General features: G+C 66.4%; 24 protein-coding genes. 18 read left to right on the top strand and 6 right to left on the bottom strand.

Annotated elements, in window-relative coordinates; translation table 11 throughout:
- The first annotated feature begins 721 nt into the window (after nucleotides 1–721).
- The 7 genes from V5B60_RS00925 (at nucleotide 722) to V5B60_RS00900 (ending at nucleotide 5,224) form a co-directional block, all read left to right on the top strand.
- A complete protein-coding gene (locus tag V5B60_RS00925; protein WP_332345182.1) occupies nucleotides 722–1,462 on the top strand; it encodes an SDR family NAD(P)-dependent oxidoreductase in 741 nt (246 codons plus the stop codon).
- Between the two features lie 6 nt (nucleotides 1,463–1,468).
- Entirely contained in the window at nucleotides 1,469–1,648 is a 180-nt protein-coding gene (locus tag V5B60_RS00920; protein WP_332345181.1) for a hypothetical protein, read from the top strand.
- A 32-nt stretch (nucleotides 1,649–1,680) separates the two neighbouring features.
- Complete coding sequence (locus V5B60_RS00915) at nucleotides 1,681–2,025, top strand: hypothetical protein (protein ID WP_332345180.1); 345 nt, start codon at nucleotides 1,681–1,683, stop codon at nucleotides 2,023–2,025.
- Entirely contained in the window at nucleotides 2,015–2,374 is a 360-nt protein-coding gene (locus tag V5B60_RS22125) for a CIA30 family protein (RefSeq protein ID WP_434735298.1), read from the top strand. The genes V5B60_RS00915 and V5B60_RS22125 overlap by 11 nt, the downstream gene beginning before the upstream one ends.
- A gap of 13 nt (nucleotides 2,375–2,387) precedes the next feature.
- The gene (locus V5B60_RS00910; RefSeq protein WP_332345179.1) at nucleotides 2,388–2,969 is read left to right on the top strand and encodes a histidine phosphatase family protein; all 582 of its coding nucleotides are present in this window, start codon (nucleotides 2,388–2,390) and stop codon (nucleotides 2,967–2,969) included.
- 186 nt (nucleotides 2,970–3,155) lie between these two features.
- The gene (locus tag V5B60_RS00905; RefSeq protein ID WP_332345178.1) at nucleotides 3,156–3,998 is read left to right on the top strand and encodes an AAA family ATPase; all 843 of its coding nucleotides are present in this window, start codon (nucleotides 3,156–3,158) and stop codon (nucleotides 3,996–3,998) included.
- Nucleotides 3,999–4,054: 56 nt separating this feature from the next.
- Nucleotides 4,055–5,224 carry a vWA domain-containing protein gene (locus tag V5B60_RS00900; RefSeq protein ID WP_332345177.1) on the top strand — a complete coding sequence of 390 codons (1,170 nt, stop codon included), beginning with the start codon at nucleotides 4,055–4,057 and terminating at the stop codon, nucleotides 5,222–5,224.
- A 27-nt stretch (nucleotides 5,225–5,251) separates the two neighbouring features.
- Here the strand turns inward: V5B60_RS00900 and V5B60_RS00895 are convergent, their stop codons facing one another.
- On the bottom strand, nucleotides 5,252–7,120 hold the full coding sequence (locus V5B60_RS00895) for a bifunctional metallophosphatase/5'-nucleotidase (RefSeq protein ID WP_332345176.1): 1,869 nt from the start codon (nucleotides 7,118–7,120) through the stop codon (nucleotides 5,252–5,254).
- 270 nt (nucleotides 7,121–7,390) lie between these two features.
- Here V5B60_RS00895 and lysM point away from each other — a divergent pair, with 270 nt between their 5' ends.
- Nucleotides 7,391–7,903 carry a peptidoglycan-binding protein LysM gene (gene lysM / locus V5B60_RS00890; RefSeq protein WP_332345175.1) on the top strand — a complete coding sequence of 171 codons (513 nt, stop codon included), beginning with the start codon at nucleotides 7,391–7,393 and terminating at the stop codon, nucleotides 7,901–7,903.
- Between the two features lie 47 nt (nucleotides 7,904–7,950).
- Here the strand turns inward: lysM and V5B60_RS00885 are convergent, their stop codons facing one another.
- Entirely contained in the window at nucleotides 7,951–9,021 is a 1,071-nt protein-coding gene (locus tag V5B60_RS00885; RefSeq protein WP_332345174.1) for an extracellular catalytic domain type 2 short-chain-length polyhydroxyalkanoate depolymerase, read from the bottom strand.
- 177 nt (nucleotides 9,022–9,198) lie between these two features.
- Here V5B60_RS00885 and V5B60_RS00880 point away from each other — a divergent pair, with 177 nt between their 5' ends.
- Together V5B60_RS00880 and mscL are read left to right on the top strand one after the other, a co-directional pair.
- A complete protein-coding gene (locus V5B60_RS00880) occupies nucleotides 9,199–10,356 on the top strand; it encodes a pyridoxal phosphate-dependent aminotransferase (protein ID WP_332345173.1) in 1,158 nt (385 codons plus the stop codon).
- 344 nt (nucleotides 10,357–10,700) lie between these two features.
- A complete protein-coding gene (gene mscL / locus V5B60_RS00875; RefSeq protein WP_332345172.1) occupies nucleotides 10,701–11,147 on the top strand; it encodes a large conductance mechanosensitive channel protein MscL in 447 nt (148 codons plus the stop codon).
- 66 nt (nucleotides 11,148–11,213) lie between these two features.
- Here the strand turns inward: mscL and V5B60_RS00870 are convergent, their stop codons facing one another.
- Nucleotides 11,214–13,955 carry a M16 family metallopeptidase gene (locus V5B60_RS00870; RefSeq protein ID WP_332345171.1) on the bottom strand — a complete coding sequence of 914 codons (2,742 nt, stop codon included), beginning with the start codon at nucleotides 13,953–13,955 and terminating at the stop codon, nucleotides 11,214–11,216.
- Between the two features lie 432 nt (nucleotides 13,956–14,387).
- On the opposite strand from V5B60_RS00870, the gene V5B60_RS00865 reads away from it, so the two are divergent.
- Complete coding sequence (locus V5B60_RS00865) at nucleotides 14,388–14,672, top strand: hypothetical protein (protein ID WP_332345170.1); 285 nt, start codon at nucleotides 14,388–14,390, stop codon at nucleotides 14,670–14,672.
- A 104-nt stretch (nucleotides 14,673–14,776) separates the two neighbouring features.
- On the opposite strand, the gene V5B60_RS00860 is transcribed toward V5B60_RS00865, so the two are convergent.
- Entirely contained in the window at nucleotides 14,777–15,940 is a 1,164-nt protein-coding gene (locus V5B60_RS00860) for a CaiB/BaiF CoA transferase family protein (RefSeq protein WP_332345169.1), read from the bottom strand.
- A 227-nt stretch (nucleotides 15,941–16,167) separates the two neighbouring features.
- Between V5B60_RS00860 and mobA the strand changes: the two genes are divergently transcribed.
- Nucleotides 16,168–16,806: a molybdenum cofactor guanylyltransferase MobA gene (mobA, locus tag V5B60_RS00855; RefSeq protein ID WP_332345168.1), complete on the top strand. Its 639-nt coding sequence runs from the start codon at nucleotides 16,168–16,170 to the stop codon at nucleotides 16,804–16,806.
- Between the two features lie 57 nt (nucleotides 16,807–16,863).
- Here mobA and V5B60_RS00850 read toward each other — a convergent pair whose 3' ends face one another.
- Together V5B60_RS00850 and V5B60_RS00845 are read right to left on the bottom strand one after the other, a co-directional pair.
- Nucleotides 16,864–17,343 carry a DUF456 family protein gene (locus V5B60_RS00850; RefSeq protein ID WP_332345167.1) on the bottom strand — a complete coding sequence of 160 codons (480 nt, stop codon included), beginning with the start codon at nucleotides 17,341–17,343 and terminating at the stop codon, nucleotides 16,864–16,866.
- 136 nt (nucleotides 17,344–17,479) lie between these two features.
- Entirely contained in the window at nucleotides 17,480–17,836 is a 357-nt protein-coding gene (locus V5B60_RS00845; RefSeq protein WP_332345166.1) for a hypothetical protein, read from the bottom strand.
- 178 nt (nucleotides 17,837–18,014) lie between these two features.
- Between V5B60_RS00845 and gmk the strand changes: the two genes are divergently transcribed.
- From gmk to V5B60_RS00815, 6 genes are all read left to right on the top strand, one after another.
- The gene (gene gmk, locus V5B60_RS00840; protein ID WP_332345165.1) at nucleotides 18,015–18,623 is read left to right on the top strand and encodes a guanylate kinase; all 609 of its coding nucleotides are present in this window, start codon (nucleotides 18,015–18,017) and stop codon (nucleotides 18,621–18,623) included.
- A gap of 16 nt (nucleotides 18,624–18,639) precedes the next feature.
- A complete protein-coding gene (gene rpoZ, locus V5B60_RS00835; RefSeq protein ID WP_332345164.1) occupies nucleotides 18,640–18,846 on the top strand; it encodes a DNA-directed RNA polymerase subunit omega in 207 nt (68 codons plus the stop codon).
- A gap of 233 nt (nucleotides 18,847–19,079) precedes the next feature.
- Nucleotides 19,080–21,314 carry a RelA/SpoT family protein gene (locus V5B60_RS00830; RefSeq protein ID WP_434735354.1) on the top strand — a complete coding sequence of 745 codons (2,235 nt, stop codon included), beginning with the start codon at nucleotides 19,080–19,082 and terminating at the stop codon, nucleotides 21,312–21,314.
- 52 nt (nucleotides 21,315–21,366) lie between these two features.
- A complete protein-coding gene (locus tag V5B60_RS00825) occupies nucleotides 21,367–22,602 on the top strand; it encodes a D-amino acid dehydrogenase (protein WP_332345162.1) in 1,236 nt (411 codons plus the stop codon).
- Between the two features lie 15 nt (nucleotides 22,603–22,617).
- The gene (locus tag V5B60_RS00820) at nucleotides 22,618–23,412 is read left to right on the top strand and encodes an enoyl-CoA hydratase/isomerase family protein (RefSeq protein ID WP_332345161.1); all 795 of its coding nucleotides are present in this window, start codon (nucleotides 22,618–22,620) and stop codon (nucleotides 23,410–23,412) included.
- A gap of 9 nt (nucleotides 23,413–23,421) precedes the next feature.
- Nucleotides 23,422–24,210, top strand: coding sequence for a TatD family hydrolase (locus V5B60_RS00815; protein ID WP_332350364.1), 789 nt, complete (start codon nucleotides 23,422–23,424; stop codon nucleotides 24,208–24,210).
- The last annotated feature ends 18 nt before the right edge of the window (nucleotides 24,211–24,228 follow it).

Raw genomic sequence — 24,228 nt, 5'->3', positions numbered from 1 at the left:
GTGTAAAAGAATCCAAAAAAAGATATAAAGATAGTGTAAATATTTCGTTGAACTAGAAGGCTCCGCGCCGAAGTAGTCCTACTTTGTCAGATTGCCTTTCGCTCTAATGCCGAGAGCATGGCGGCTGGCTTTCTATAGGCGTAGTCCATGGCTTGGCACCGCCGTCGATGCCTGTTGACGATGGATTCCGCGGGCTCTTCGTCGGTGACGATCTTGGTGGGCAGCCGTCCTTGGCGCATGATCTCCACCAAGCCGCGGCAAGAGATCAGCTCAGCCGTCTCACGATTGGCGATTCGCTCTTGGCCTCCCGGAGGGACTGCTCGGCGAAACGGTGCGCTCCCTGCACTTCCGCCAAGGGGCGCAACCAAGCCCTGGGCTTGGCATTGGACAGGCCGAATTTGAGTTTCGTCCCAGCGAGTTCCCGTCGTACCAGGAGATGCCAGCGTGCTGCAGTAGCGTGGCACAGGACAGGCCAGCGATGCTGCCGCCGATCAGTGCAACATGCGGAGTCGTATTCATGCTCTTCATGGCCACCGAAGTTGTGTCATGGACAACCGGAACGGCATTGCCTGGATTGTGCAATGACGTCGATTCAATTGAACGTTTTGCGGCAGAGTTGTCCACGACATTGTGTCTGATACTTCCTGGGGCATCGACGCGTCTGGAGCTTCGGCAAGACCAGGAGCCTGCTGGGCAGAGAAAGGACTGACGCGGAGATGTGATGGGAAAAATAGCCTTGGTCACGGGAGCGGCAGGCGGCGTGGGTCAAGCGGTGGCGGCCAAGCTGGTTGAGGCAGGCTGGCGACTGATCGTGACCAGCCGGAATGGCGAGCGCCTGGCCGGCACCTTCGGCGACAACCATCTTCAGGTGGTCGCTGACTGCTCCAGCGTGGTCGGATCGCGCCACATTCTCGAAGTGGCCAAGGCACATCGGATGCTGCCCACGGCATTCGCGCACTGCGTCGGCAACATTCGCCTGGGCGCGTTGCATCGGCAGGCCGAGGACGACTTCGCTGCCTGCCTCAACGCCAACCTGATCAGTGCCTTCCATACGCTGGCGGCTTTCGTCGGCGCCTTGCGCGACGCCAGGTCTCCCGGGTCAGCGGTGCCGGTCTCGTCCGCTGCTGCCCGCATCGGCACTCCCAATCATGAGGCGGTAGCGGCCACGAAGGCCGGCGTCGAAGGTCTGGTACGCAGCGCGGCGGCGACCTATGCGGGCAATGGCATCCGCATCAACGCCATCGCCCCCGGCATCATGGACACACCCGCCGCGACCGCCATTCTGGGCAGCGCGCTGGGTCGCGACGCGGCGGCTCGGCAGTACCCCTTGCCGGGAATCGGTTCCGCTGACGAACTGGCCGAACTGATGGTCTGGCTGCTCTCGGACAAGGCAGCGCGGGTGACCGGCCAGGTGTGGTCTCTGGACGCCAGCTTCTCCACCATTCGGCCACTGGTCAGGTAAGGCGGCATGGAGCAACCTCGGCCCGCTCCCCTTCCGCGCAGTGTTGCCTGGCTCGGTTACGGCGGGCTGCTGCCGTTTCTGATCGCCGCCAGCCACTTCCCGGCCTGGTATCTGCCGTTGCGCTTCCGGCTGACTACCGCGGCCTTCCTTCGCCTGATCGCAGGGGCGTTCGCTGAAGCCGCGTGATCTTTCAACAGCCGTCGAACAAGAGGGATCCGATGAACGCCTTCAACAGACTTCCGGGATTCGTGCAGACGCCGGCTGGGCGAGAGCGCGATGTACTGCGGCTGTTGCCCCGCGCGCTGGTCTTCGGCACGCTGCTTCTGGCCCTGCCGTCGCTCGCCGCGAGGATCTTCTTCGCCGCCGGGGATGCGGTGGAGGCCAGCACTCGTATCCAGACGGTCGACATTGTGGCGATCAGTCTTCTGGTCCTGCACGGGACGGTGGTGCTGACGGTCGCGATTGCCGCGTTCATCGTCATGGTGATGAAAGGTCCGGCTTACGTGGCGGACGCTTATCCCGTCGACGATTCGGAAAGCCCGGATTTGTCGGATGGCCGTTAGCAGCCCTCGTGGCGATGGATTGCATGCCCAGTGTGCCGGGCTTCTGTCGAGTCGGATGGGAGTCGAGACCACATCGTCGGCGATGAGCGAAGCAGACCAGATGCAAACACCTCGGCCACTCCTGGCGGACGCTGCTCCAGGTTTGCACGGGTCATTGCAGCCACCTGCCGGCGAATGGACGATACTGCGACTGGCCGCAGCCGATTTTGTCCCGACCTGGCACGGCCGCGTCCTCGACCATCTGTCACCGCCTGACCCCTCACGCGCACGACAGGTCGGTCTGCTGATCGCCGATCGACAGTGGGGTCCGTTCAAGCTCGATCTGCGGACAATCGAACTGGTTTGCTGAAGGAAGCACGACGATGTTCAAACGGTTCATTCTGTCTCTTGTGCTCATGTCCTCCGTCGTGCCGGCGGGCGCCGATGAGCCGTCCTTGCCGCTTGGCGAACTGGCCAAGCCAGGTCGGGTGCTGATGCTCCGGCATGCCCACGCGCCGGGGATCGGCGACCCGCCGAATTTCGTCATCGGTGATTGTTCCACACAGCGCAATCTCGATGCCAGTGGCCGGGCTCAGGCGCGACGGCTCGGAGAGCGTCTGCGTGCGGCCGGCGTGGCGAAAGCGAGCGTCTTCGCAAGCCAGTGGTGCCGCGCGCTCGAAACGGCCCGCCTGCTCGACCTTGGCCGCGTAGAGCCCATGCCCGCACTGAATTCGTTTTTCGAGAGGCCGGACGACAGGCAAGCGATTCTCGACGGCTTGCGGGCTTTCCTCGCCAGGTTACCCGTCGATGGCCCGCCGGTGATCCTGGTCACCCATCAAGTCGTGGTGAATGCCTTCACCCCGGCAACGCCCCCGGCTGGGGGCGGCAGTATCTTTCGGATCAACGGGACCGGAGCGCCGCAGTGGCTGGCCACCATCCCGATGGAGGTGCCAGGAGCTTCATGATCCAGAGTTGCAGTCGGCGCATCCGCCTCGGATCCGGGCAATGGTTGCGAACGGCGATCGCGAGGACGTGCAACGCGCCACCTTCACCTGAGCGGCACCCCGGCGGCGCACGGCGGTCGCAGTGGGCACTGAACGTGCCGCGTGATTGCGGGTACAATCGGTGGTACTTGCCGAGGGATTTTCACCATGCGCTTCTCCGGATCAACCAGTTACGTCACGACCCATGACCTCAACCTGGCGGTGAATGCCGCCATCACCCTGCAGCGGCCGCTGCTGATCAAGGGTGAGCCGGGCACCGGCAAGACCATGCTCGCCGAGGAAGTCGCGGCTGCGCTCGGCCTGCCGCTCTTCCAGTGGCACATCAAGTCGACCACCAAGGCGCAGCAGGGCCTCTATGAGTATGATGCGGTGTCGCGCCTGCGCGACTCGCAGCTCGGCGAGGCGAGGGTCGCCGACATCGGCAGCTACATCGTCAAGGGCGTGCTGTGGCAGGCCTTCGAGTGCGAGACGGCATCGGTCGTACTGATCGACGAGATCGACAAGGCGGACATCGAGTTTCCCAATGACCTGCTGCGCGAACTCGACCGGATGGAGTTCTTCGTCTATGAGACGCGGCAGACCGTTCGCGCCCGGCAGCGGCCGGTCGTCGTCATCACCTCGAACAACGAGAAGGAACTGCCCGACGCTTTTCTCCGCCGCTGCTTCTTCCACTACATCCGCTTTCCCGACCGGGAGACGATGAAGTCGATCGTCGATGTCCATTTTCCCGGCCTCAAGCCGGCGTTGCTGCGCGAGGCGCTTGAGGTCTTCTTCGAGCTGCGCGAGATTCCCGGCCTGAAGAAGAAGCCATCGACCTCGGAACTGCTCGACTGGCTCAAGCTCCTGCTGGCCGAGGACATTCCGCCCGAGGTGCTGCGCAGCAAGGAGCAGAAGGCCGCCATACCGCCGCTGCACGGTGCCCTGCTGAAGAACGAGCAGGACGTCCACCTGTTCGAGCGCCTGATTTTCATGGCGCGCCACAATCGCTGAGGCGACCGTGAGGTCGCACGCGTCCGCGTCGTGAGTGGCGCCGACGACCGCCGACGATGCTGATCGACTTCTTCCTGCACCTCAAGGCGAGCCGCCTGCCGGTATCGATCAAGGAGTTCCTGACGCTGCTCGATGCGTTGCGGCAGCACGTCATCGAGCACAGCATCGACGACTTCTATCTGCTCTCGCGCACCGTCCTGGTCAAGGACGAGAGCCACTTCGACAAGTTCGACCGGGCCTTCGGCGAGTATTTCAGGGGCGTCGAGGCGCTGCCCGGGATGGAGGTGCTGATCCCGGAGGAGTGGCTGCGGCGGGCGGTCAAGAAACATCTCAGCGACGCCGAGCGCGCGCGGCTCGAGAAGCTCGGCTGGGAGAAGCTGATGGAGACCTTCCGGCAGCGGCTGGCCGAACAGAAGGAGCGCCATTCGGGTGGCAGCAAGTGGATCGGCAGCGGCGGCAGTTCTCCCTTCGGCCACGGTGGCACGCATCCGGAAGGCATCCGGCTGGGCGGCCGGAGCGAGAATCGCTCGGCGGTCAAGGTCTGGGAGCGGCGTGAATACCGCAACCTCGATGACAGCGTCGAACTCGGCACGCGCAACATCAAGGTCGCGCTGCGCCGCCTGCGCCGCTTCGCGCGCGAGGGCGCAGCCGAGGAACTCGACCTCGAAGGAACGATCGCCGGCACCGCGCGCAATGCCGGCTGGCTCGACCTGAAGCTGCGGCCTGAGCGGCACAACGCCGTCAAGGTGCTGCTGCTCCTCGACATCGGCGGCTCGATGGATGATCACATCCGCGTCTGCGAGGAATTGTTCTCCGCCTGCCGCAGCGAGTTCAAACACCTCGAACATTACTACTTCCACAACTGTGTCTACGATCACCTGTGGCGCGACAACCGCCGGCGGCACAGCGAACGCATCGCGACGCACGACCTACTGCACCGGTACGGCAGCGACTACAAGCTGATCTTCGTCGGCGACGCGGCGATGAGCCCCTACGAACTGCTGCAGCCGAACGGCAGCATCGAGTTCAACAACGCCGAGCCGGGTGCCGCCTGGTTGCGCCGTCTGGCCGACACCTGGCCGCACACCATCTGGCTCAACCCGGAATCCGAGCACTCCTGGCAGTACCGGCAGTCGACGGCGCTGATCCGCAATCTGCTCGGCGGCCGCATGTTTCCGCTGACGCTCGACGGTCTCGAGCGGGGCATGCGTCTGCTCAGCAAGTAGTGGTCTGTCCCCTCTGCTGCCGTTGCCTCACGGCAGGACCGTACCGTCACGCGCAATCACGCGCTGGTGGCTGTACTCGGCAGCCGGCGGTCGTTCCACCGTACCGCGTGCCTGCAGGTAGTCGACGAAGGTCTGCGTGTAGCTGAGATAGGTGTTCACACTGCGGCCGGCCTGATTGATCCGGGCGAGCGTGCCGTAGCCATCGCCGCCGGTTGCCAGGTAGTCGCTGGTGACGACGGTATAGGTGCGCTCGGGGTCGAGCGCCTGCCAGTCATCACGGTCCCTGGCGCGCACCTCGATGCGGGTGAAGCGGCTGCCGCGTGCCTGCCGCAGGTCGAGGTGCCAGCGCAGGCCGGCAGCGTAAGGGTGCGAGCCATCCGAGCCGCCGCGGTCGAGGTAGTTGCCGACCGCATCCTCGAGCACCTCGGTGACCTGGCGACCGGTCAGTTGCAGTTCGTACAGGACGTTGGTGTATGGCAGGACGGTGTAGGCCGTGCCATAGGTGACCTCGCCCCGCGGCAATGGCGTGCGGATACCGCCGCCATTCTGCAGGGCGATGTCGGCAAGCCTGCTCGCCTGGCGATAGGCTTCGGCAACTGCCTGCGCGATGTCACTGCCACGCGCCAGCCGGTTGGCGTTCTCGCAGCCGCTGACACCAGCGCTGCGGTTGGTCGTTTCACCGGGGACGCGCACGAGGCACAGCGGGTCCGTGGCGGTGCCGATCCGCTGCCGCTTCATCTCGTCGAGGCGGCTGGCGAAGCGGAGAAGTTCCGCCTGCGCCACAGGATCGGGAATGACGGGGCGGGCATCCGTGCCGCGCAGTGCGTCGAGGATATGGGCGCGCGTCGTCGCGTCGACGGCGACAAAGGTGCCGCTGCCGTCCTGCTGCCGGAAGTCGTCGCCGATCGGCAGCGTCGGCGAGCCGCCGCAGCTTGCCACCGCACCGTGCGCATCAAAACGGACCCGCATCAGGCCGAAAATCTTGGCGTATTCCCAGGCCTGCCCGATGCACACCGGATCGCCATCGCGGTTGCGGGCGACCGTCGGGTAGGGGCCAGCGGCGGAAGCCATGCCGATCGCCGAAAAATCGCCGAGCAGCGTGTGCGAATCTCCGCCGATGATCACATCGACCTCGCTCAGCCGCGCCGCCATGGCCTGGTCGGCCTCGTAGCCCTGGTGGGTGACGAGGATGATGTGGCGGATGCCCATGGCGCGCAACTGGTCGATGACCTTCTGCGCCGTCTCGACCTCGTCGTGGAAGCGCGTGCTCGGCAGTGGGCGCGAGGAGTTCATCGTCTTGCCACGCACCTCGATGCCGATGATGCCGACGCGGATATCGCCGAACTGCCGCAGCAGGTAGGGCTGCAGGTAGTCATTGGCGCCTGTCGGCGCCAGTGGCGAGCCGATCGCGGGCTCGACATTGGCCGCGAGGACGGTGGTCCGACACGGTCCCTGACGCAGGTGGTCGAGAAAGCGCCGCAGTCCGGCATCACCTTCGTCAAACTCATGGTTGCCCAGTTCGAAGACGTCGAAACAGACGGTGTTCATCAGCACCGCGTCGGCCTCGCCGTTGTACAGCGTGTGGTAGAGCGTGCCGGTCATGGCGTCGCCGGCGTGAATCTTCAGCAGGTTCGGCAACTCCGAGCTGGCCTTGAAGAGCGCCGTCAGGCGTGGAAAGCCACCGGCGGCGACGCGTGTCGGCACGCCGTCGAGCCGCAGCTCGAAGTCCGGCTGCGGCTCCAGGTTCGAGTGGTGATCGTTGATGTGGGCGATATGGATCTCGATACCCGTCGCCGGGCCGGGTGCCGGCGGTGGCAAGCCCTGGCAGGCGGCGAGCAGGCAGCCGATGGCGGGCAGGGTGACAAACGGCGACGCGGGGCGTAATGTCTGGCGCATGATCAGGGTGGTCCGGAGGCAGGTATGGTGAGCCGGCAGGCTCTGTCGCGGGATGAGCCGACAGCATAGACCCTGCCGCCCGCGTCTGCCAGCGCTTTGCCGATCGTGCCGTCGGCGGTGGGTGAAAGCGCCGCCACGTCGCCAGCCCCGGTATTGGTGATTGCACGGTCGGCTGTTAGACTCCGGCGCGGCCAGTGGTCCGTGCCGTGTCCATTGGCGGGCGGGTTCACGCAGCGCCGGTCGGCGCGGGGCATTCTGGGAGGAACGAAGATGGGATTGTTCGATTTCGTCAAGGCAGCCGGCGAGAAGCTGTTTCGTGCCGGAGACACCGATTCGGCAGCGGCCGCCGCTGCGGCTGCACCCGACGATCAGGCGGCGAGGGACCGCCTTGAAGAACTGAACCGGACCGCGGGTGATGCGATCGAGGCCTACATCCGGACGCAGGATCTGCCGGTGACCGGTCTGACCGTGAGCTTCGATGGCGCCACTGGCGCGGCGACGGTTTTCGGTGTCGCCGGCGACCAAGCCAGCAAGGAGAAGATCCTGCTCTGCTGCGGCAACGTCGCCGGCGTGGCGCAGGTCAACGACATGCTGTCGGTCGATCAAAGCTCTGCCGAAGCAAGCTTCTACACCGTCGTCTCGGGTGACAACCTGTCGAAGATCGCCAAGGCGCATTATGGCGACGCCAACAAGTACCCGCTGATCTTCGAGGCCAACAGGCCGATGCTCGGCCATCCGGACAGGATCTATCCCGGCCAGGTGCTGCGCATTCCGCCCCTCTGAGCGGCTGCCGCGTCGTGCCGCAGCGCGCTCGCCGGCGCCTGCCCTGACTACTCGGGCTGGCGGGGCGCCGCCAGCCGCTCGAGCATGGCGCGTACCGCCCTGATCTGCAGGCCGTTGTGGGTCGGGTAGTCGCTGCCGGTGTAGCCCCACCAGTCCCAGCAGGCGAAGGGGTTGCTGATCCATCTCCGCGAACCCGACGCCAAGCCGTGGCGCGGTGCGGTCTGCGGGTAGAGGACGAGCAGGCGGTTGCTCTCGGCCCAGCGGTTGTAGCCGGCGCCGTCGACGAAGCGTCGCCCGATCTGCGCCGTACTCTGGCGGCAGCCATGAAAGGCGACATGGACGCGGCAGGGGGATTCCCGGCAGGCGGCCGGAACGTAGAGATAGGCTTCGTCGGCGAGACCGGAGTCGATCGCCGGACCGGCTGCGAAGGGGCGCTGGTCGAACGCCAGCATCTCGCCACGATCGTCGGCCGCCGGGGGCTGCAACGGGCCGAGCATGTGGCCGAGCATTTCCCCGGCTGGATCGAGGTCGCCGCAGCGGTTGATGAAGGGCGATGCCGTGCTGCCGCAGCCGGCGGCTTGCGGGTCAGCGACCGAAATCATCGCGTGTGCTGCCTCGGGCACGCGCACGAAACGGATCGCCGCTGGCGGCAGCCACTCGCCGTAAAAGGCGGCGAGTCGGTCGACGACCGCGCTTGTCACCTTGTCGTCCTGGCCGCCGGAAAGCAGCCACACCCGGTCATCGCGCAGATGATCCAGCGGGTCGATTCGTCCGCCGCGTGCGTGTGCCTCGGCGCGGGCGCGCAGCTCGCCGACCGGCGGCAGCGGCGCCCACCAGGAAGGTGACATGCAGCGCGTCAGCGCCCGCCAGATGGAATCGTCAGCGCAATCGTAGGGGCCGCCGGCGAGGACACCGGCGCCGCGCACCAGGCGCGAATGCGCCACCTGGAACTGGACCGCCATGTAGCCGCCGGAAGAAATCCCCGACACGGTCAGTTGCGACAGATCTGCCGCCAGTGCCGGCAGGGGTGGTGCGGCGAGGCCGCTGCGGACACTGGCGACGACGGCGAGGACGAGCAAGGCAGCGAAGCCGCGCCACGAGCCGGGGTGCGTTTTCATCGAGCTGATTTCCTGGAAGAGTGGCGCAAGCGGCAGCGGCCATGCTAGCAGATTCTGCCTGGGGCCGGGCTCGCCGCTGCCCCGGCAGTGGGGTCGATCGGCCAGCCTTGTTGCCGGGCTGGCGCACCTTTACACTGTGCCCTCGCTCACTCTCGGCCGCGCCGGGCGCGGATCGCCATGCCGAATTCTGCCGTTGCCGTGGACTCGAAACTGCCACGAGTCGGGACCACGATCTTCACCGTCATGTCGCGGCTTGCCGCCGATTGCGGCGCGATCAACCTGTCGCAGGGTTTCCCGGATTTCCAGGCCGACGAAGCGCTCTTCGATGCAACCAGCCGCGCGATGCGCGCCGGCCGAAACCAGTATCCGCCGATGGCCGGCATCGTCGAACTGCGTACGGCAATCGCCGGCAAGGTGCGCACGCTCTACGGCACCGATTACGATGTCGAGGACGAGATCACCGTCACCGCTGGCGCGACCCAGGCGATCTTCACGGCCATTGCCGCCTTCGTGCGCGCCGGCGACGAGGTCGTCGTCCTCGATCCGGTCTATGACAGTTACGTGCCGGCGATCGAGACGGTCGGCGGCCTGGCGGTTTTCGCCAGCCTGCGCTTTCCTGACTACCGGCCGGACTGGGATCAGGTCCGCTCGCTGCTCGGGCCACGGACGCGGATGATCATCATCAACTCGCCGCACAACCCGACCGGCAGCCTGCTGCGTGGCGAAGACCTCGATCGGCTCGCCGAACTGACGCGCGGCAGCGACATCGTCGTCCTCGCCGATGAGGTGTATGAGCACATCGTCTTCGATGGGCGCCAGCACGCGAGCGTCGCCATGCACGGCGAACTCGCCGCGCGCAGCATCGTCGTCTCGTCATTCGGCAAGACCTACCACATCACCGGCTGGAAGGTCGGCTACGTCCTCGCCGCGCGGGAACTGATGGCCGAGTTTCGCAAGGTGCATCAGTTCAACGTGTTCACGGTCAATGCGCCGTGCCAGTTCGGCATCGCCGAGTACATGCAGGATGCGTCGCGCCACCTCGGGCTGGCGCGCTTCTATCAGGCGAAACGCGACTTCTTCCGCGAGCAACTGGCGGCCTCACGCTTCGAGCTGCTGCCCTGTCACGGAACCTACTTCCAGCTCGCCCGCTACGCGGCGATTTCCGACCTTCCGGACGGTGAGTTCGCCTGCTGGCTGACGCGCGAGGCCGGGGTCGCGGCGATCCCGGTTTCGGTCTTCCGCCACGACGGTGCCGATGACCGCGTCGTCCGCTTCTGCTTCGCCAAGCAGGAGGCGACGCTCGCCGCCGCCGGCGAGCGGCTGCGCCGCCTGTAGCGATTGCGATTGCAGGCGGCAGCCAGCGCCTGGATTCGGTGACGGTATACTAAATGCATCGATGCGGCACGTTGGTTGCTGCCGTTGAGCGGCGACGGTAACTTCCCGTAAATTCTCCGGGGACAATCTTTCCGGGACAGTATAGTATGCGCGCCGAACCGGCCACTCGGCGCATTGCGACGAGCGATCGATCGAGTCGGCAGGAGGCGTCGCGGCGAAAGACTGTTTGTCCATCTCGGATCGCTCTGTCTGCCGCTTGGTGATTCGAGGTCACAGCGCGGCCGCGCTGCGGTTCGTCTTCTTGCTGTCCCCAAACCGTACCAAGCCCGAAGAAAGGAGATGCGATGAGCATGCTGCAGGAGTTCAAGGAATTCGCCATGAAGGGCAACGTCATGGATCTCGCCGTCGGCGTGATCATTGGCGGTGCTTTTGGCAAGATTGTCGATTCGGTGGTTGGCGACCTGATCATGCCTTTCATCGCCTGGATCATGGGGGGCAGGCTCGATTTTTCGGGCATGTTCCTGGTTCTTGGCAAGGTGCCGGAAGGCACGGCGATGACGCTCGACGCGCTGCGCAGGGCACAGGTCCCGGTTTTCGCCTACGGCAACTTCGTCACCATCCTGGTCAACTTCATCATCCTCGCATTCATCATCTTCATCATGATCAAGCAGATGAACCGCCTCAAGCGGACGGAGCCCGAACCCGCAGCGGCGCCGGCACCGGCGGCCGCCCCCGAGACGCCCGAGGATGTGCTGCTCCTGCGCGAGATCCGCGACAGCCTCAAGAAGTAGGCACGCGTTCCCGCCGGGCTCGTTCGCCGCTGCCGCGAGCGAGTCGGTTGCGCTGGGGCTCAGTTCTCACTTGCCGAGGCCTTTGCTGGCGTCACCGGCGAGCACCAGGGTCATCCGCTCGGGATCGATGTACTTGCGGAATGCGGCGCTGGCCTGTTCGGCGCTCACCGCCATGATCCGGGTTTCGAAGGCCTGCGAATCGCGCCAGTCGCGGCCGAGATCGAGCAGCGATGTCCAGCGCGAGGCGATCGTCGAGTCCTGCGAGCGCGCGACCGCGCTGGCCTCGACGATGCCCTTGCGGGCGGCAGCCACTTCAGCCGCGGTGAAGCCCTTGTCGCGCGCCCGGCGAATCTCCTCGCCCAGTGCCTGCTCGGCGCGCGCCGCGTTCTGCGGTGCGACCATGGCGGCCACCGTCCAGGTGGTCAGGCGCTGGCGCTGGCCGATTGACAGGCTCGAGGCGACGCTGTAGCTGAGCCCGTCCTGCTGCCGCAGGCGGTCCATCAGACGGCTGGTCAGGCCGCCGCTGTTGCCGAAGATGTAGTTGGCGACGAACAGTGCCGCGGCGTCGGCATCGTCACGGTGCAGGTCGATGTCGAGCCGCGCCCGCAGGACGGCATTCTCCCTGTCCGGCGTGTCGATGACGATCCGTGCCGGCGGCACCGGGCGGAACTCCCGCTCGAGGCGCTCGTAGGGCGATCGCGAGCGGGCGTCGGCGAACAGCCGCCGCAGTTGCTCCTCGATCGCCTGCGCATCGAAATCGCCAACGATCGCGATCTCGCCGCGCGCCGTGCCGACGAGTTGGTGCTGGTAGTCGACGACATCGGCGAGTTTCAGCCGGCGCAGTTGCTCGATCCGCTCCGGCAGTGGCGTGTGGTGGCGCGGGTCGCCTGCCGGGTAGGTATTGAAATGCGCCGCGAGGGCGTCGCTGGCGAGGTCCTCGGGGCTATCGAGCTGCGCCTGCAGGGCGGTCAGGTATTCCCGCCGCAGTTCCTCAAACTCGGTCGGCGGGAAGCTCGGCTCGCCAAGCAGTTGCGCTGCCAGGGCAAGCGCCTCGGGCAGCCTGTCGCGTGTCGTCTCGAACTGTGTCAGGCCGCCACGAACCTTCAGCCTGGTCATTTCATCGGCGATCTGCTGCCGGCTCAACTGCCGGCTGCCGCGCGGCAGCATGGCGATCGCCAGCGCACCGGCCATCTTGCGGTCGCGCAGCGACTGCTCGTCACCCCAGCGGAAGCTCATCGAGACGTTGACGGTCTGGCCCCGGTTCTTCTTGGGCAGCAGGGCGATCTGCAGATCGCCAAAGCGGCTCAGCCGCGTCCGCCGGCCAAGGTTTTCATAAGTGGGGTCGAAAGCCTCGCCGGCGTCGCCGCGAGTCGCGGGCCGATAGCTTGCCAGCAACTCGGCGGCCGTCGGCGCCTTGGGCAGCACGGCGCGCTGTGGCGAATCGTCCGGGATGAAAACGCCGACGACGCGGTTGTCGCGCACGAGGTAGCGGGCGGCGGCCGCATCCACCCGTTCCGTCGTCATTCGGTTGAGCTGATCGCGGGCGTGGAAGAACAGCCGCCAGTCGCCCAGGGCAATGTACTCGGACAGCATCACGGCGAACGACTCGGGATCGGTCAGCGCGCGCTCGTAAGAGGTGCGTGCTTCCGCCAGAGCGCGTTCGAGTTCGCCGGCGGTCGTCGGCTGCCGTGCCAGACCGCCTTCGATGGCCTCGATCATCACTTCGCGAACGCGGTCGATCGACTGATCCTTGGCCAGGACGGCGCCGAAGAGGACGAAGCCCGGTTCACGGGTCTCGACCGGCGAGGCGAACACCTGCGTCGCCATGCCGGTCTGCACCAGGGCGCGGTAGAGACGACCGTTTGGTGTGTCGCCGAGGACGTCGCTGGCGAGGGCGATCGCCTCGGAATCGGGGTGCAGGCTGGCGGGCGTGCGGTAGGCGACGGTCAGCAGTTGCACCTCGCCCTTGCGCCGGATGACGAACTGGCGCTCACCGTCGGCAGTCGGTTCGACGGTCCATTGCTCCGGCAGCAGCCGTTTCGGTCGCGGCAGCTTGCCGAAGCTGGCGGCGATCCAGTCGAGCGCCTGCTGCTCGTCGAACTTGCCGGCGACCGTCAGCACGGCGTTGTCCGGCTGGTAGAAGCGGCGATAGAAAGCCTGCAGGTTCTCGATGCGGACGTTCTCGATGTCGCTGCACGCGCCGATCGTGCTGTTGCCGTAGTTGTGCCAGTCGAAGAGCAGCGACTGCATGCGCTTGAACAGGACGCTCGCCGGCTCGTTCTCGCCCATCTCGAACTCGTTGCGGACGACGCTCATCTCGCTCTCGAGGTCCTTGCGCGTGATGAACGAATTGACCATCGCGTCGGCGCTCCAGTCGAGGGCCCAGCGGAGGTTGCCGTCGTTCGCCGGGAAGGTGAGGTAGTAGTTGGTGCGGTCGAGCGAGGTCGAGCCATTGATGTCGAAGCCACGTGCCTGGAACTGTCGCGCCGGGTCCGGGAAGCGTTTCGAGCCCTTGAAGATCAGGTGCTCGAGCAGGTGCGCCATACCGGTCTCGCCGTAGTTCTCGTGCCGTGACCCGACGAGGTAGGTGACATTGACGGTGGCGGTCGGTTTGCCGGCGTCAGGGAAGAGGACCGCGCGCAAGCCGTTGGCCAGTCGGTACTCGTTGATTCCCTCGACCGTGGCGACATGCGTGACACCGGTAGGGAGACGGATGGCTTTCGCCGGCTCGGCGAAGGCTGTGAGCGGCAGTAGCGCCAGCGTCAGCCACGCCAGAAAGCCGCTCACCATCGTGCTCGAGTTGTTCATTGCGCGCTCCATCCGGCTCATGGCTGCCGAGCTGGCGGCCCGCAATGGCGCCCTCTCGTCGGCAAAGAGCCTGGCAGATTGTCGGGGTTGGCAGATTCCCGCCTGCCAGAACGTGGAAAGGCCCGCACAGAGGGAGGGCTGCGCGGGCCGGGTACTGCATCGCCGCCATGCGGAGGAGGGGGGAGGAGAGCGTGGCAGCGACGGAGCGAAGATTAGCAACCGCCGGCAGGACAGTCTGTTGCCGCTGTGTTCCCTTGTGTAACGGCATGTGACTTGCGTTCAGGCGTCGTGGCAGCCGCGGCGAGGGAGTGCTATTGCCTGTGACCACAGGAAGCTGGCATGATTCGTCGCTCGAGCTTTGTTGATCCCGGCGGCGGGGCAGCGCGGGACCGCGCCATCAGCTTCGCTGCCATGACCCGAGAGGAGGGTGCGATGAGTCAGGAATCCGATAGTCTGGGCCTTGCGACAGTCATGCTGGAACGACTGGAAAGGGAGCGTCTGCCTCGAGCACTCGACCTCAAGGCAAAAGTCGACGGCGGAGAGCGACTGGACGAACTTGACATCGCCTTTCTCGAACGGGTCTTTGGCGACATGCAGGCGGCGCAAAAGGTGGTCTGGGAGCATCCCGAGTACCAGGAACTGGCGGCCAAGATGGCCGACCTTTACGAGGAGATCACCGCAAAGGGCCTCGAGAACGAGAAAGCCCAGCCGTCGTAGCGTCCTCGGCGGGACACTTGCTGCCAGCGGGCCCTGAGTGGAGAGAGCACGCCGGCACGGGTCGTGTCGCCGGAGCGAAGCCCGATCCGCTGCCGGCGGCGGCATCAGATCACCTTCTGCGCGCGCAGGCCGGCGATCTCGTCGTTGCTGAAGCCGTTTGCCAGGAGGATTTCGTCGCTGTGTGCGCCGGCCTCGGGTGGCGGCAGGCGGACGGCGAATGGTAACTCGCTGAGCTTGAACGGCGGCGCGAACTGGCGTACGCCATTGTCCTCGACGAGCATGCCGCGGGCCTGCAGGTGCTCGTTCTCGATGCTCTCCTCGAAGCGCAGGACCGGGGTCACGCAACAGTCCACCTGTTCGAACACGGCGCTCCATTCAGCCAGGCTGCGGCTGGCGAATGCCGCCTCGAGCTCGCGGCGGATGCGCTGGCCGTCGCTGCCGGTGGCGAAGGCGAAGGGTGCGAGATCGGGACGTCCGATGGTCGTACACAGCATTTGCCAGAACTTCGGTTCCATCGCGCTGACCGCGAGATGGCGGCCGTCGCTCGTCGCGTAGACGCCGTAGCTCGGCATGCCGCCCGAGAGAACGTCCTCGCCGCGCGGCACGGAATGACCGAGGCCGAGGACCGCGAGCAGCGGGAACAGCGTGTGGGCGAAGACGGCGTCGGTCATCGAGACATCGACGTAGCGGCCATGCCCGGTCGCGCGGGCGTCGATGACCGCGGCGAGGACACCGACCAGCGCGCTCAGCGAACCGCCCAGCAGGTCGCCGATCTGGAAGTTGGGGATCGCCGGCGCACCGCCGGCAGTGCCGATCTGGTCGAGCAGACCACAGTAGCCGAGGTAGTTGAGGTCGTGCCCGGCGCGGTCCCGGTAGGGGCCGTCCTGGCCATAGCCGGTGATTGCGCAGTATGCGATGCGCGGGTTGATCGCCGCTACCGCCGCGTAGCCGATCCCCAGCTTGTCTACCACGCCGGGTCGGAAACCTTCGAGAATCACGTCGGCGGTCGTCGCCAGGCGCATGAACGCGTCCACGCCAGCCGCCTGCTTGAGGTCGAGCCTGAGGCTGCGCTTGTTGCGATTGACCAGCTGGAAGTAGCTGACGGCGCCGTGTACCGCGCCGGCGCTGCGCGCGTAGTCGCCGGCTCCGGTGTCTTCGATCTTGATCACGTCGGCGCCGAGATCGGCGAGGTGCATGCTGGCAAGCGGGCCCGGCAACAGGCGCGTCAGATCGAGCACGCGCAGGCCGGCGAGAGGGGAGGGTCGCATGGCTGTGAGCTTTCGCAGAGAGGGTCGGTACGGCAGGAGTCCGCGGCGCCGGCCGGCAGCGCGCGGGTGGGGCAGCCTCATTCTAGACCGGCTGGCGGATTTCTGCCGGCCCCATGCCGGTCGGGTTGACGGGATCTGGCCGTGACGACGCGGCGGTCCTCGCCCTGGCGCCCGTGCCTGCCGACAAGGTGCAGCGACGAGCCGCAAGCTGCCGTAGAATCGAGCGCATGAACACTTGCGGGATCAGTGGTGTCGTCCTCGCCGGCGGTCTGGGGCGGCGGATGGGCGGCGTCGACAAGGGGCTGCAAGAGTTCGAAGGCAGGCCGCTGGTGGGCTGGGTGATCGAGCGTCTGGCGCCGCAGGTGGACGAACTGCTGATCAACGCCAACCGCAACGCCGAACGCTACGCAGCCTTCGGTCATCGCGTCGTGGCCGACCGCATCGAAGGCTTTGCCGGCCCGTTGGCCGGGCTGCATGCGGCGCTTTCGGTTGCCCGTCATCCCCTGCTCGCGACGGTTCCCTGCGATTCGCCGTTCCTGCCGGGCGATCTGGTCGCACGCTTGCGCGCAGCACTCGACGCGAGCGGCGCCGAACTGGCGGTCGCGACCAGCCTGGGGCGGGTGCAACCGGTCTTCTGCCTGTGCCGGCGTACCGTCTTGCCGGCGCTGAGCGAGCATCTTGCCGCTGGCGGGCGGCGGATCGAGCGCTGGCTGAATTCGCTGCGGCTGGTCGAGGTGGGCTTCGAAGATCAGCCGGCGGCCTTCGCCAACCTCAACAGCAGCGAAGACCTGCAAGGCGGTGCCCGTGTGGCGGCGCCACGGCGTTGCCCGCAAGGCAGTTCGTGCAGCGACGCAGGCAGGCAGTGACGGTGGCCGGAGTGGGTCAACAGGGCGCGTGATCGCAGCCTCGGCCGCTCTGCAGTGTCAGGCAAACCAGGCGAAGGCGAAGACGGCGAGCATGGTCACGGCGATCGCCAGCTTGGCGACGATGGCGACGAGAAAACCGATGCCGGCGGCGACGCCGGCGCGGGCGGCGCGGCGCTGATCGCGTCGGGCGATGTATTCGCCGCAGACGGCTCCGAGTATCGGGCCGAGGATCAGCCCTGGCAGGCCCAGGAACAAGCCGAGCAGCGCTCCGACGCCGGCACCGGCGATCGCCATGCCGCTGGCGCCGGCACGCTTGACGCCCCAGACCGAAGCGAGCGTCTCACCCAGCCAAGCGGCCAGCGTGAGGACGGCGAGCCCGATCAGTGTCGGCACCCCGATGCGTGCGAAGTCGTCGAGCCACGCGGCCAGCAGCATGCCGCCATAGAGCAGCGGCACACCGGGGAGCAGCGGCAGAAAGACACCGAGCAGCCCGAGCAGCATGGCCGCGAAAGCGACGATCCACAGGATTTCGTTCATCGGCCCGCTCCGCCCGGCGAATGAGTCGGCAAGGCCCTGGATGGCGCAGAGGGTGTCGACCTGCCGCTGGCGCCAGTGGTGTTCATGTGCCCGTTCTCCCAGTCAGAGGTGGTCTGCCGCCCCGTCGTGCTCGGCCCTACTTGGTGATTGGCGCGTTGCGACCGGAGAGGCGATCACTGAGGCGCAGGGCAGCATCGCTGAAGCTGCCCTGCGGTTTCTCGCTGCAATGGCGATCGACATGCTGCTCGACCGTGTTGCTCGAAATGGCCGATACCTGCTGGCCCGGATTGGCGTAATTGTGCCCGGTGAGGACGCCCCGGATCCAGGCGACATAGACCGCGCGCTGCTCCGTATCGTTCCTTGACGCCACCCAGGCGCGGCAGGACATGTCGTCGAAGCCGACGATCTTGAGTGGCAGAGCCGCATCGGTGTTGGGCGTCGCCAGTGTGGCCAGCAGCAGGACGGCGTTTGCCAGCGGGTGGCAGCGGGACATCGAGTGGCTCCGTGCTGATTGGACTGAGTGTAGACAGTGCCATTTTCGTCGGTTGCCGGGGGCGAGTCCATGCCTGTCGAGGGCGAACGCCGGAAACGGCTACCGTTTGTTGGCGGGCTCCGACAGTCCAGGCAGACGAGTACAATGGAGGGCCTGCATCCCTCATCGAAGCGAGCCCATGACCGGACAGCTCTTCATCGTCAGCGCGCCATCCGGCGCCGGCAAGACGACCCTGGTGCGACTGTTGCGGGACAACGACCCGGCGCTCGACGTCTCCGTCTCGCACTGCACGCGCGCGCCGCGCAGCGGGGAACAGGACGGCCGCGAGTATCACTTCGTCGGTGTCGCCGAGTTTCTTGCCCAGGTGGCTGCCGGCGGCTTTCTGGAATGGGCAGAAGTCCACGGCAACTACTACGGCACGGCCCGAAGTGGCGTCGAAGCCGCCCTGCTTGGTGGCCGCGACATACTGCTGGAGATCGACTGGCAGGGCGCGCAACAGGTACGGCAGCTCTTTCCGGGGGCGATCGGCATCTTCATCCTGCCGCCTTCGCTGGTTGAACTGGAACGACGGCTGAGCGCGCGTGCGACCGACAGCGCGGACACGATCGGGCGTCGCCTGGTGGCGGCGCGGGAAGAGTTGCGGCATGTCGGCGATTTCGACTATGTTATCATCAACGATGACCTGCAACGTGCGTTGCACGATCTGTTGGCGGTGACCCGTGCGGCGCGACTGCGCTACGCCACGCAGTGTCGGCGACATTCCACCCTGTTCGCAACCATGATCTGAGCCCCTGGAGATTCGCATGGCAAGAGTGACCGTAGACGATTGTCTGACCCGCATCCCGAACCGTTTCCAGATGACGCTGGCCGCCACCTATCGGGCGCGCCAGATCACCGCCGGCGCTTCGCCGTTGATCGATGCCAACCGTGACAAGCCGACCGTCACGGCGCTGCGCGAGATTGCACTGGGCAAGGTCGGTCTGGAAGTGCTCAACCGCGGCCAGGCCTGAGCCTTCGCATACCAAATTGCCGAGGCGCAGCCGTGGATGCCGGTGCTCGGAGCGAAGAGGCTGCTGTCGCGGCGGCTGCTCTCGGCGCGGCAAGAGGGCCGGCACAGCCTGGCGTCGGCGAACCTGTGGGGCCTGAATGCGGCGACGGGCCGGCGCTGCGCTCGGAGGTGTCGCAGGAAGTGGCGACTGACGCGGCTGACGCACCCGTTGTCGAGACCAGTCCGGTGGTTCCGGTGAGTGGCGCGGCGGCACTCGCGCCACCTGCGCCGGCCAGCGTCGACGCTGCTGCGGAGGTGGAGCCATTGCCGCAGGAAAGCAACGAGGCACTTCCTGCTGCCGAGGATGATCCTGCCTACCGGGTCTTCATCGACAGCCTGATGTATCTGCCACCGGAAGAGGTTGAACTCGTCGAGGAGGCCTATCGTTTCAGCGAGGCTGCGCATCGGGGGCAGAAGAGACAGTCGGGCGAGCCCTACATCACGCACCCGCTGGCCGTCGCCGGCGAGATCGCCGAATGGCAGATGGACGTCGAGGGGGTGATCGCCGCTCTGCTGCACGACGTGATGGAGGACACGCCGGTCAGCAAGAGCACCATCGCCGAGCGCTTCGGCAAGCCAGTTGCCGATCTCGTCGACGGCCTGTCGAAGCTCGACAAGCTCGAATTCCAGTCGGCCGAGGAAGCGCAGGCCGAAAACTTCCGCAAGATGCTGATGGCGATGGCGCGTGATCTGCGCGTGGTCCTGATCAAGCTTGCTGATCGTCACCACAATCTGCAGACGATGGCTGCCGTGCGGCCGGAGAAGCGCCGCCGCATCGCCCGCGAGACCCTCGAGATCTACGCGCCGATCGCCAACCGGCTGGGCCTCAACAAGCTCTACCACGAACTGCAGGATCTCTCCTTCCAACTCATCTATCCGCTCCGCGCGCGCGTCCTGGCGCGTGCGCTGAAGGCGGCGCGCGGCAACCGGCGCGAACTCCTGTCGCGCATCCTCGACGGCCTCAGCCGGCGGCTGCAGGAGGCGGGGATCGAGGCACGCACCTCTGGTCGCGAGAAGAGCCTGTATTCGATCTACCGCAAGATGCTCGACAAGCGGCTGTCGTTCTCGCAAGTCCTCGACGTCTACGGCTTTCGCGTGCTGGTGGGCGATGAGACGACCTGCTACGTTGCGCTCGGCGTCCTGCACGCGCTCTACAAGCCGGTGCCGGGGAAGTTCAAGGACTACATCGCGATCCCGAAACAGAACGGTTACCAGTCGCTGCACACGACGCTGATCGGCCCGCACGGTACCCCATTCGAGTTGCAGATTCGCACCGAGGCGATGGACAATCTGGCGCAGGAAGGCGTTGCCTCACACTGGTTGTACAAGGACAGCGAGCAGTTTGGCGCCGAACTGCAACAGAAGACTTCCACCTGGTTCCACTCGCTGCTCGACCTGCAGAGCACGAGCGACGAGTCGGGCGATTTCCTCGAACACGTCAAGGTCGACCTCTTTCCGCACGAGATCTACGTCTTCACGCCGAAGGGGAGGATCATCGCGCTGCCGCGCGGCGCGACGGCGATTGATCTGGCGTACGCGGTGCACTCCGACATCGGCAACCACTGTGTTGCTGCCAACATCAACTTCCAGCCGATGCCGCTCGTCACCGAACTGACCAACGGCGACCGGGTCGAGATCATCACCGCGGCCGATGCCCATCCGAGCCTGGCGTGGCTGAATACGGTCAAGACCGGTCGTGCGCGCAGCAAGATCCGCCATTACCTGAAGAGCGTCCAGCATGACGAGTCGACGCTGCTGGGCGAGAAGATGCTCGATCAGGAACTGCGGGCACTCGGTGTGGCCGCTTCCGAACTGCCGGTGTCGAGCTGGAAGAACGTCCTGCGCGATTCCGGAAACAAGCTGATCAAGGAAGTCTACACCGATATCGGACTCGGTTTTCGTCTCGCCGGCGTCGTCGCACGTCGTCTGCTGGTGCGCGAGGATGCGTCACCGGCAGCGGCCAGGGCGCCCGCATCGCTGGTCATTCGCGGCAGCGAGGGAATGGCCGTGCAGTTTGCCCCGTGCTGTCAACCGATTCCCGGTGACCCGATCATCGGCTCGATCTGGAAGGGCAAGGGCCTGGTGATCCATACCCATGATTGCCCGGCGATTCGCAAGCTGCGCAGCGCCAAACCGACGAAGTGGATCGACGTCGAGTGGGAGCCGGAGCCGGGTAGGCTATTCAGCGTCCGCCTGCGCCTGACGGTGCAGAACACCGTCGGTGCCCTGGGGCGAATCGCGACCGAGATCTCGCAGTCGGGGATCAACATCGTCCATGTCAACATGGACGAGAAGCATCCCGGCCTGTATACGACGATCAACTTCACCGTGCAGGTGGCCGGCCGCACCGCTCTGGCGCGATTGATGCGCAGCCTCCGCCGTCTGCCGGAGGTGATCCGCATTGCACGTGAGCAGGGGCAGGCTGCTTGAAGTCGCGCCGTTCCGGCCACTCGACGACGCCTGAGCAGCGGCGCGTACCGGCTTGAAGGTGCTCGTCCTCGGTGCCGGCGTCGTCGGCGTCTGCACGGCCTGGTATCTCTCCCGGGCTGGCCACGAGGTCTGCGTCCTCGACCGCCAGCCGGCGGCCGGGATGGAAACCAGCTTTGCCAACGGCGGCCAGATCTCGGTGTCGCACGCCGAACCGTGGGCCAATCCGCATACCCCGCTGCGTGCGCTCGCCTGGATGCGGCGCGAGGACTCGCCCCTGCTCTTCCGGCTGCGCTGTGATGCCGCCCTGTTCGACTGGGCGCTGCGCTTCCTGCGCGAGTGCTCGCCATGGCGAACGCGTGCCAACGTGCGCCAGATCGTCAGCCTGGCGCTCTACAGCCGACGCCAGCTGCAGGCGCTGCGCGCCGAACTGCCACTGGCCTACGATCAGCTCGAACGGGGTATCCTGCACCTGTACACCGATCGTCGCGACTTCGCGGCGGCGCTCGGCGCCGCTGCGATGATGCGCGAGCATGGTTGCGAGCGGCGGCCATTGAGCGTGGACGAGTGCGTCGCCATCGAGCCGGCACTGGCGTCAGCGCGCCCGCTGCTCGTCGGTGCCGACTACACGGCCGCCGACGAATCGGGCGACGCGCACCGATTCACGCGGCAGCTGGCGAGCCACTGCGCGGTGGCCGGCGTGGTCTTCCGCTACGGGGTCAGCGTTGCTTCGCTGCGTACTGCTGGCGGCAGGGTGCAGGGGGCGCTTGCCGGCGGCGAACTGCACCAGGCCGACGCCTACGTGGCTGCGCTCGGCAGCTACACGCCGTTGTTGCTGCGGCCGCTCGGGCTGCGCCTGCCGGTTTACCCGGCGAAGGGCTACTCGGCGACGGTGCCGCTGGCTGCGGCCAGTGTCGCCCCGACCGTCAGCCTGATCGACGATGCGCACCGGATCGTCTTTTCCCGCCTCGGACAGCGACTGCGAATCGCCGGTACGGCCGAGTTCAATGGCTACGACACGGCGCTCAACCCGGTGCGCTGCGAGGCGCTCATGGTACGAGCCAAGCAGCTCTTTCCCGACCTGCAGCCGGCTGGTGAGATCGAGTTCTGGGCCGGGTTGCGGCCGGCGACGCCGTCCAACGTGCCGCTTGTCGGGCGCTCGTCGATCGCCAATCTCTATCTCAACACCGGCCACGGGACGCTTGGCTGGACGATGGCCTGTGGCTCCGGCGCCGCCCTCGCCGACATCATCAGCGGCCGCTCGCCCGAGCCGCCGTTCCACTTCCTCTGAACGCCTGGAGACCGCATGAGCAGCGTCAGCTACGAAGTCAGCGACCATGTCGCCATCCTCACCCTCAACCGGCCGCAGGCGCTCAACGCGCTCGACCTGGCGATGATCGAAGACCTGCGCGAGACGACAGCACGCGCCGCCTTCGCGCCCGAGGTGCGCGCCGTGCTCCTGCGCGCAGCCGGTGCTCACTTCATGGCCGGCGGTGACCTTCGGTGGTTCCGCGAGCAGGTGACGCAGCCTGCCGGGCAGAGGCAGATGCGTTTCGAGCGGGTGATCGCCGACGTGCACTTCGCGATACTCAACCTGAAGAGCATGTCGAAGCCGGTCGTCGCCGCCGTGCAGGGCGCGGTCGCCGGTTTCGGGATGTCGCTGATGATGGCCTGCGATCTCGTCGTGGCAGCGGACGATGCCTACTTCACGCTTGCCTACAGCAACATCGCGCTCTCCCCAGATGGTGGAGCGACCTGGTCGCTGCCGCGACAGGTGGGCCTGAAGCAGGCGATGGAGATCGCCCTCCTGGGCGATCGTTTCGACGCTGCGCGCGCGTGCGAACTCGGACTGCTCAATCGGGTCGTGCCAGCGGCAGAGTTGCCGGCAGCGGCAATGGCGCTGGCGCAGCGACTGGCGAGCGGCCCGACCGGCGCCCTGGCGCGGACCAAGGCGCTGCTCAACCAGTCGCTGGCAACGCCCTTGGCCGAACAGTTGCATGCCGAGCAGGAGGCCTTTGCCGCCTGCGCCGCCGAGGCGGACTTTGGCGAAGGACTGGCAGCCTTCTTCGAACGGCGGCCGGCTGCATACGCCCGTTCGTAGCGCCCTGTGCTGCTGGTCGACACGCACTGCCACCTCGCTGCCGGGGAGTTCGCCGACGACCGCACGGCGGTGGCCGCAGCGGCGCGTGCCGTCGGGGTGGTGACGATCGTCGTGCCGGCGGTCGATCTGGCGAGTTTCGCCGCCGTCAGCGAGTGCTGCGCGATCGTTCCCGGTTGCGCCGCCGCGTACGGAATCCATCCGCTGCACGTGTCGCAGGCGGGCGAGGGCGATATGCGGCTGCTGCGCGAATGGCTCGAGCAGGCGATGTCGGCGCGAAGATCGGTGATCGCACTGGGTGAGATCGGCCTCGACTTCCATGTTGCCGGCGCCGATGTCGAGCGGCAGGAATATTTCTTTGTCGAACAGCTGCGGATTGCGCGTGACTTTGGCCTGCCGGTTCTGCTGCACGTGCGCCGTGCGGTCGATCAGGTGCTCAAGTACCTGCGGCGTGTGCCGGTGCCGGGTGGCATCGCGCATGCCTTCAATGGCAGCCGACAGCAGGCGGACGAGTTCATCGCGCTCGGCTTCAGGCTCGGTTTCGGCGGCGCGCTGAGCTTCGACCGCGCGCGACACATCCGGCAACTGGCGGCGACCCTGCCGTTGTCGTCGATCGTCCTCGAGACCGATGCGCCGGACATGCCGCCAGCCTGGCTTGCGGGAGGACGCAACTCGCCGGCCGAGCTGCCGCGGATCGGCGCCCTGCTGGCTGAACTGCGCGACATCGGTGTCGACGAGCTGGCGCGCGTGACCAGCGGCAACGCGCGCGCCGCGCTGCCTCGGTTGCTTTCGGACGATTGATCGGGTAGGGTACGGCCT

Source organism: Accumulibacter sp., assembly GCF_036625195.1.
Classification (GTDB): domain Bacteria; phylum Pseudomonadota; class Gammaproteobacteria; order Burkholderiales; family Rhodocyclaceae; genus Accumulibacter.
Note: the sequence above shows the minus strand (reverse complement) of the source record. Positions and strands in the feature narration are given on the sequence as shown.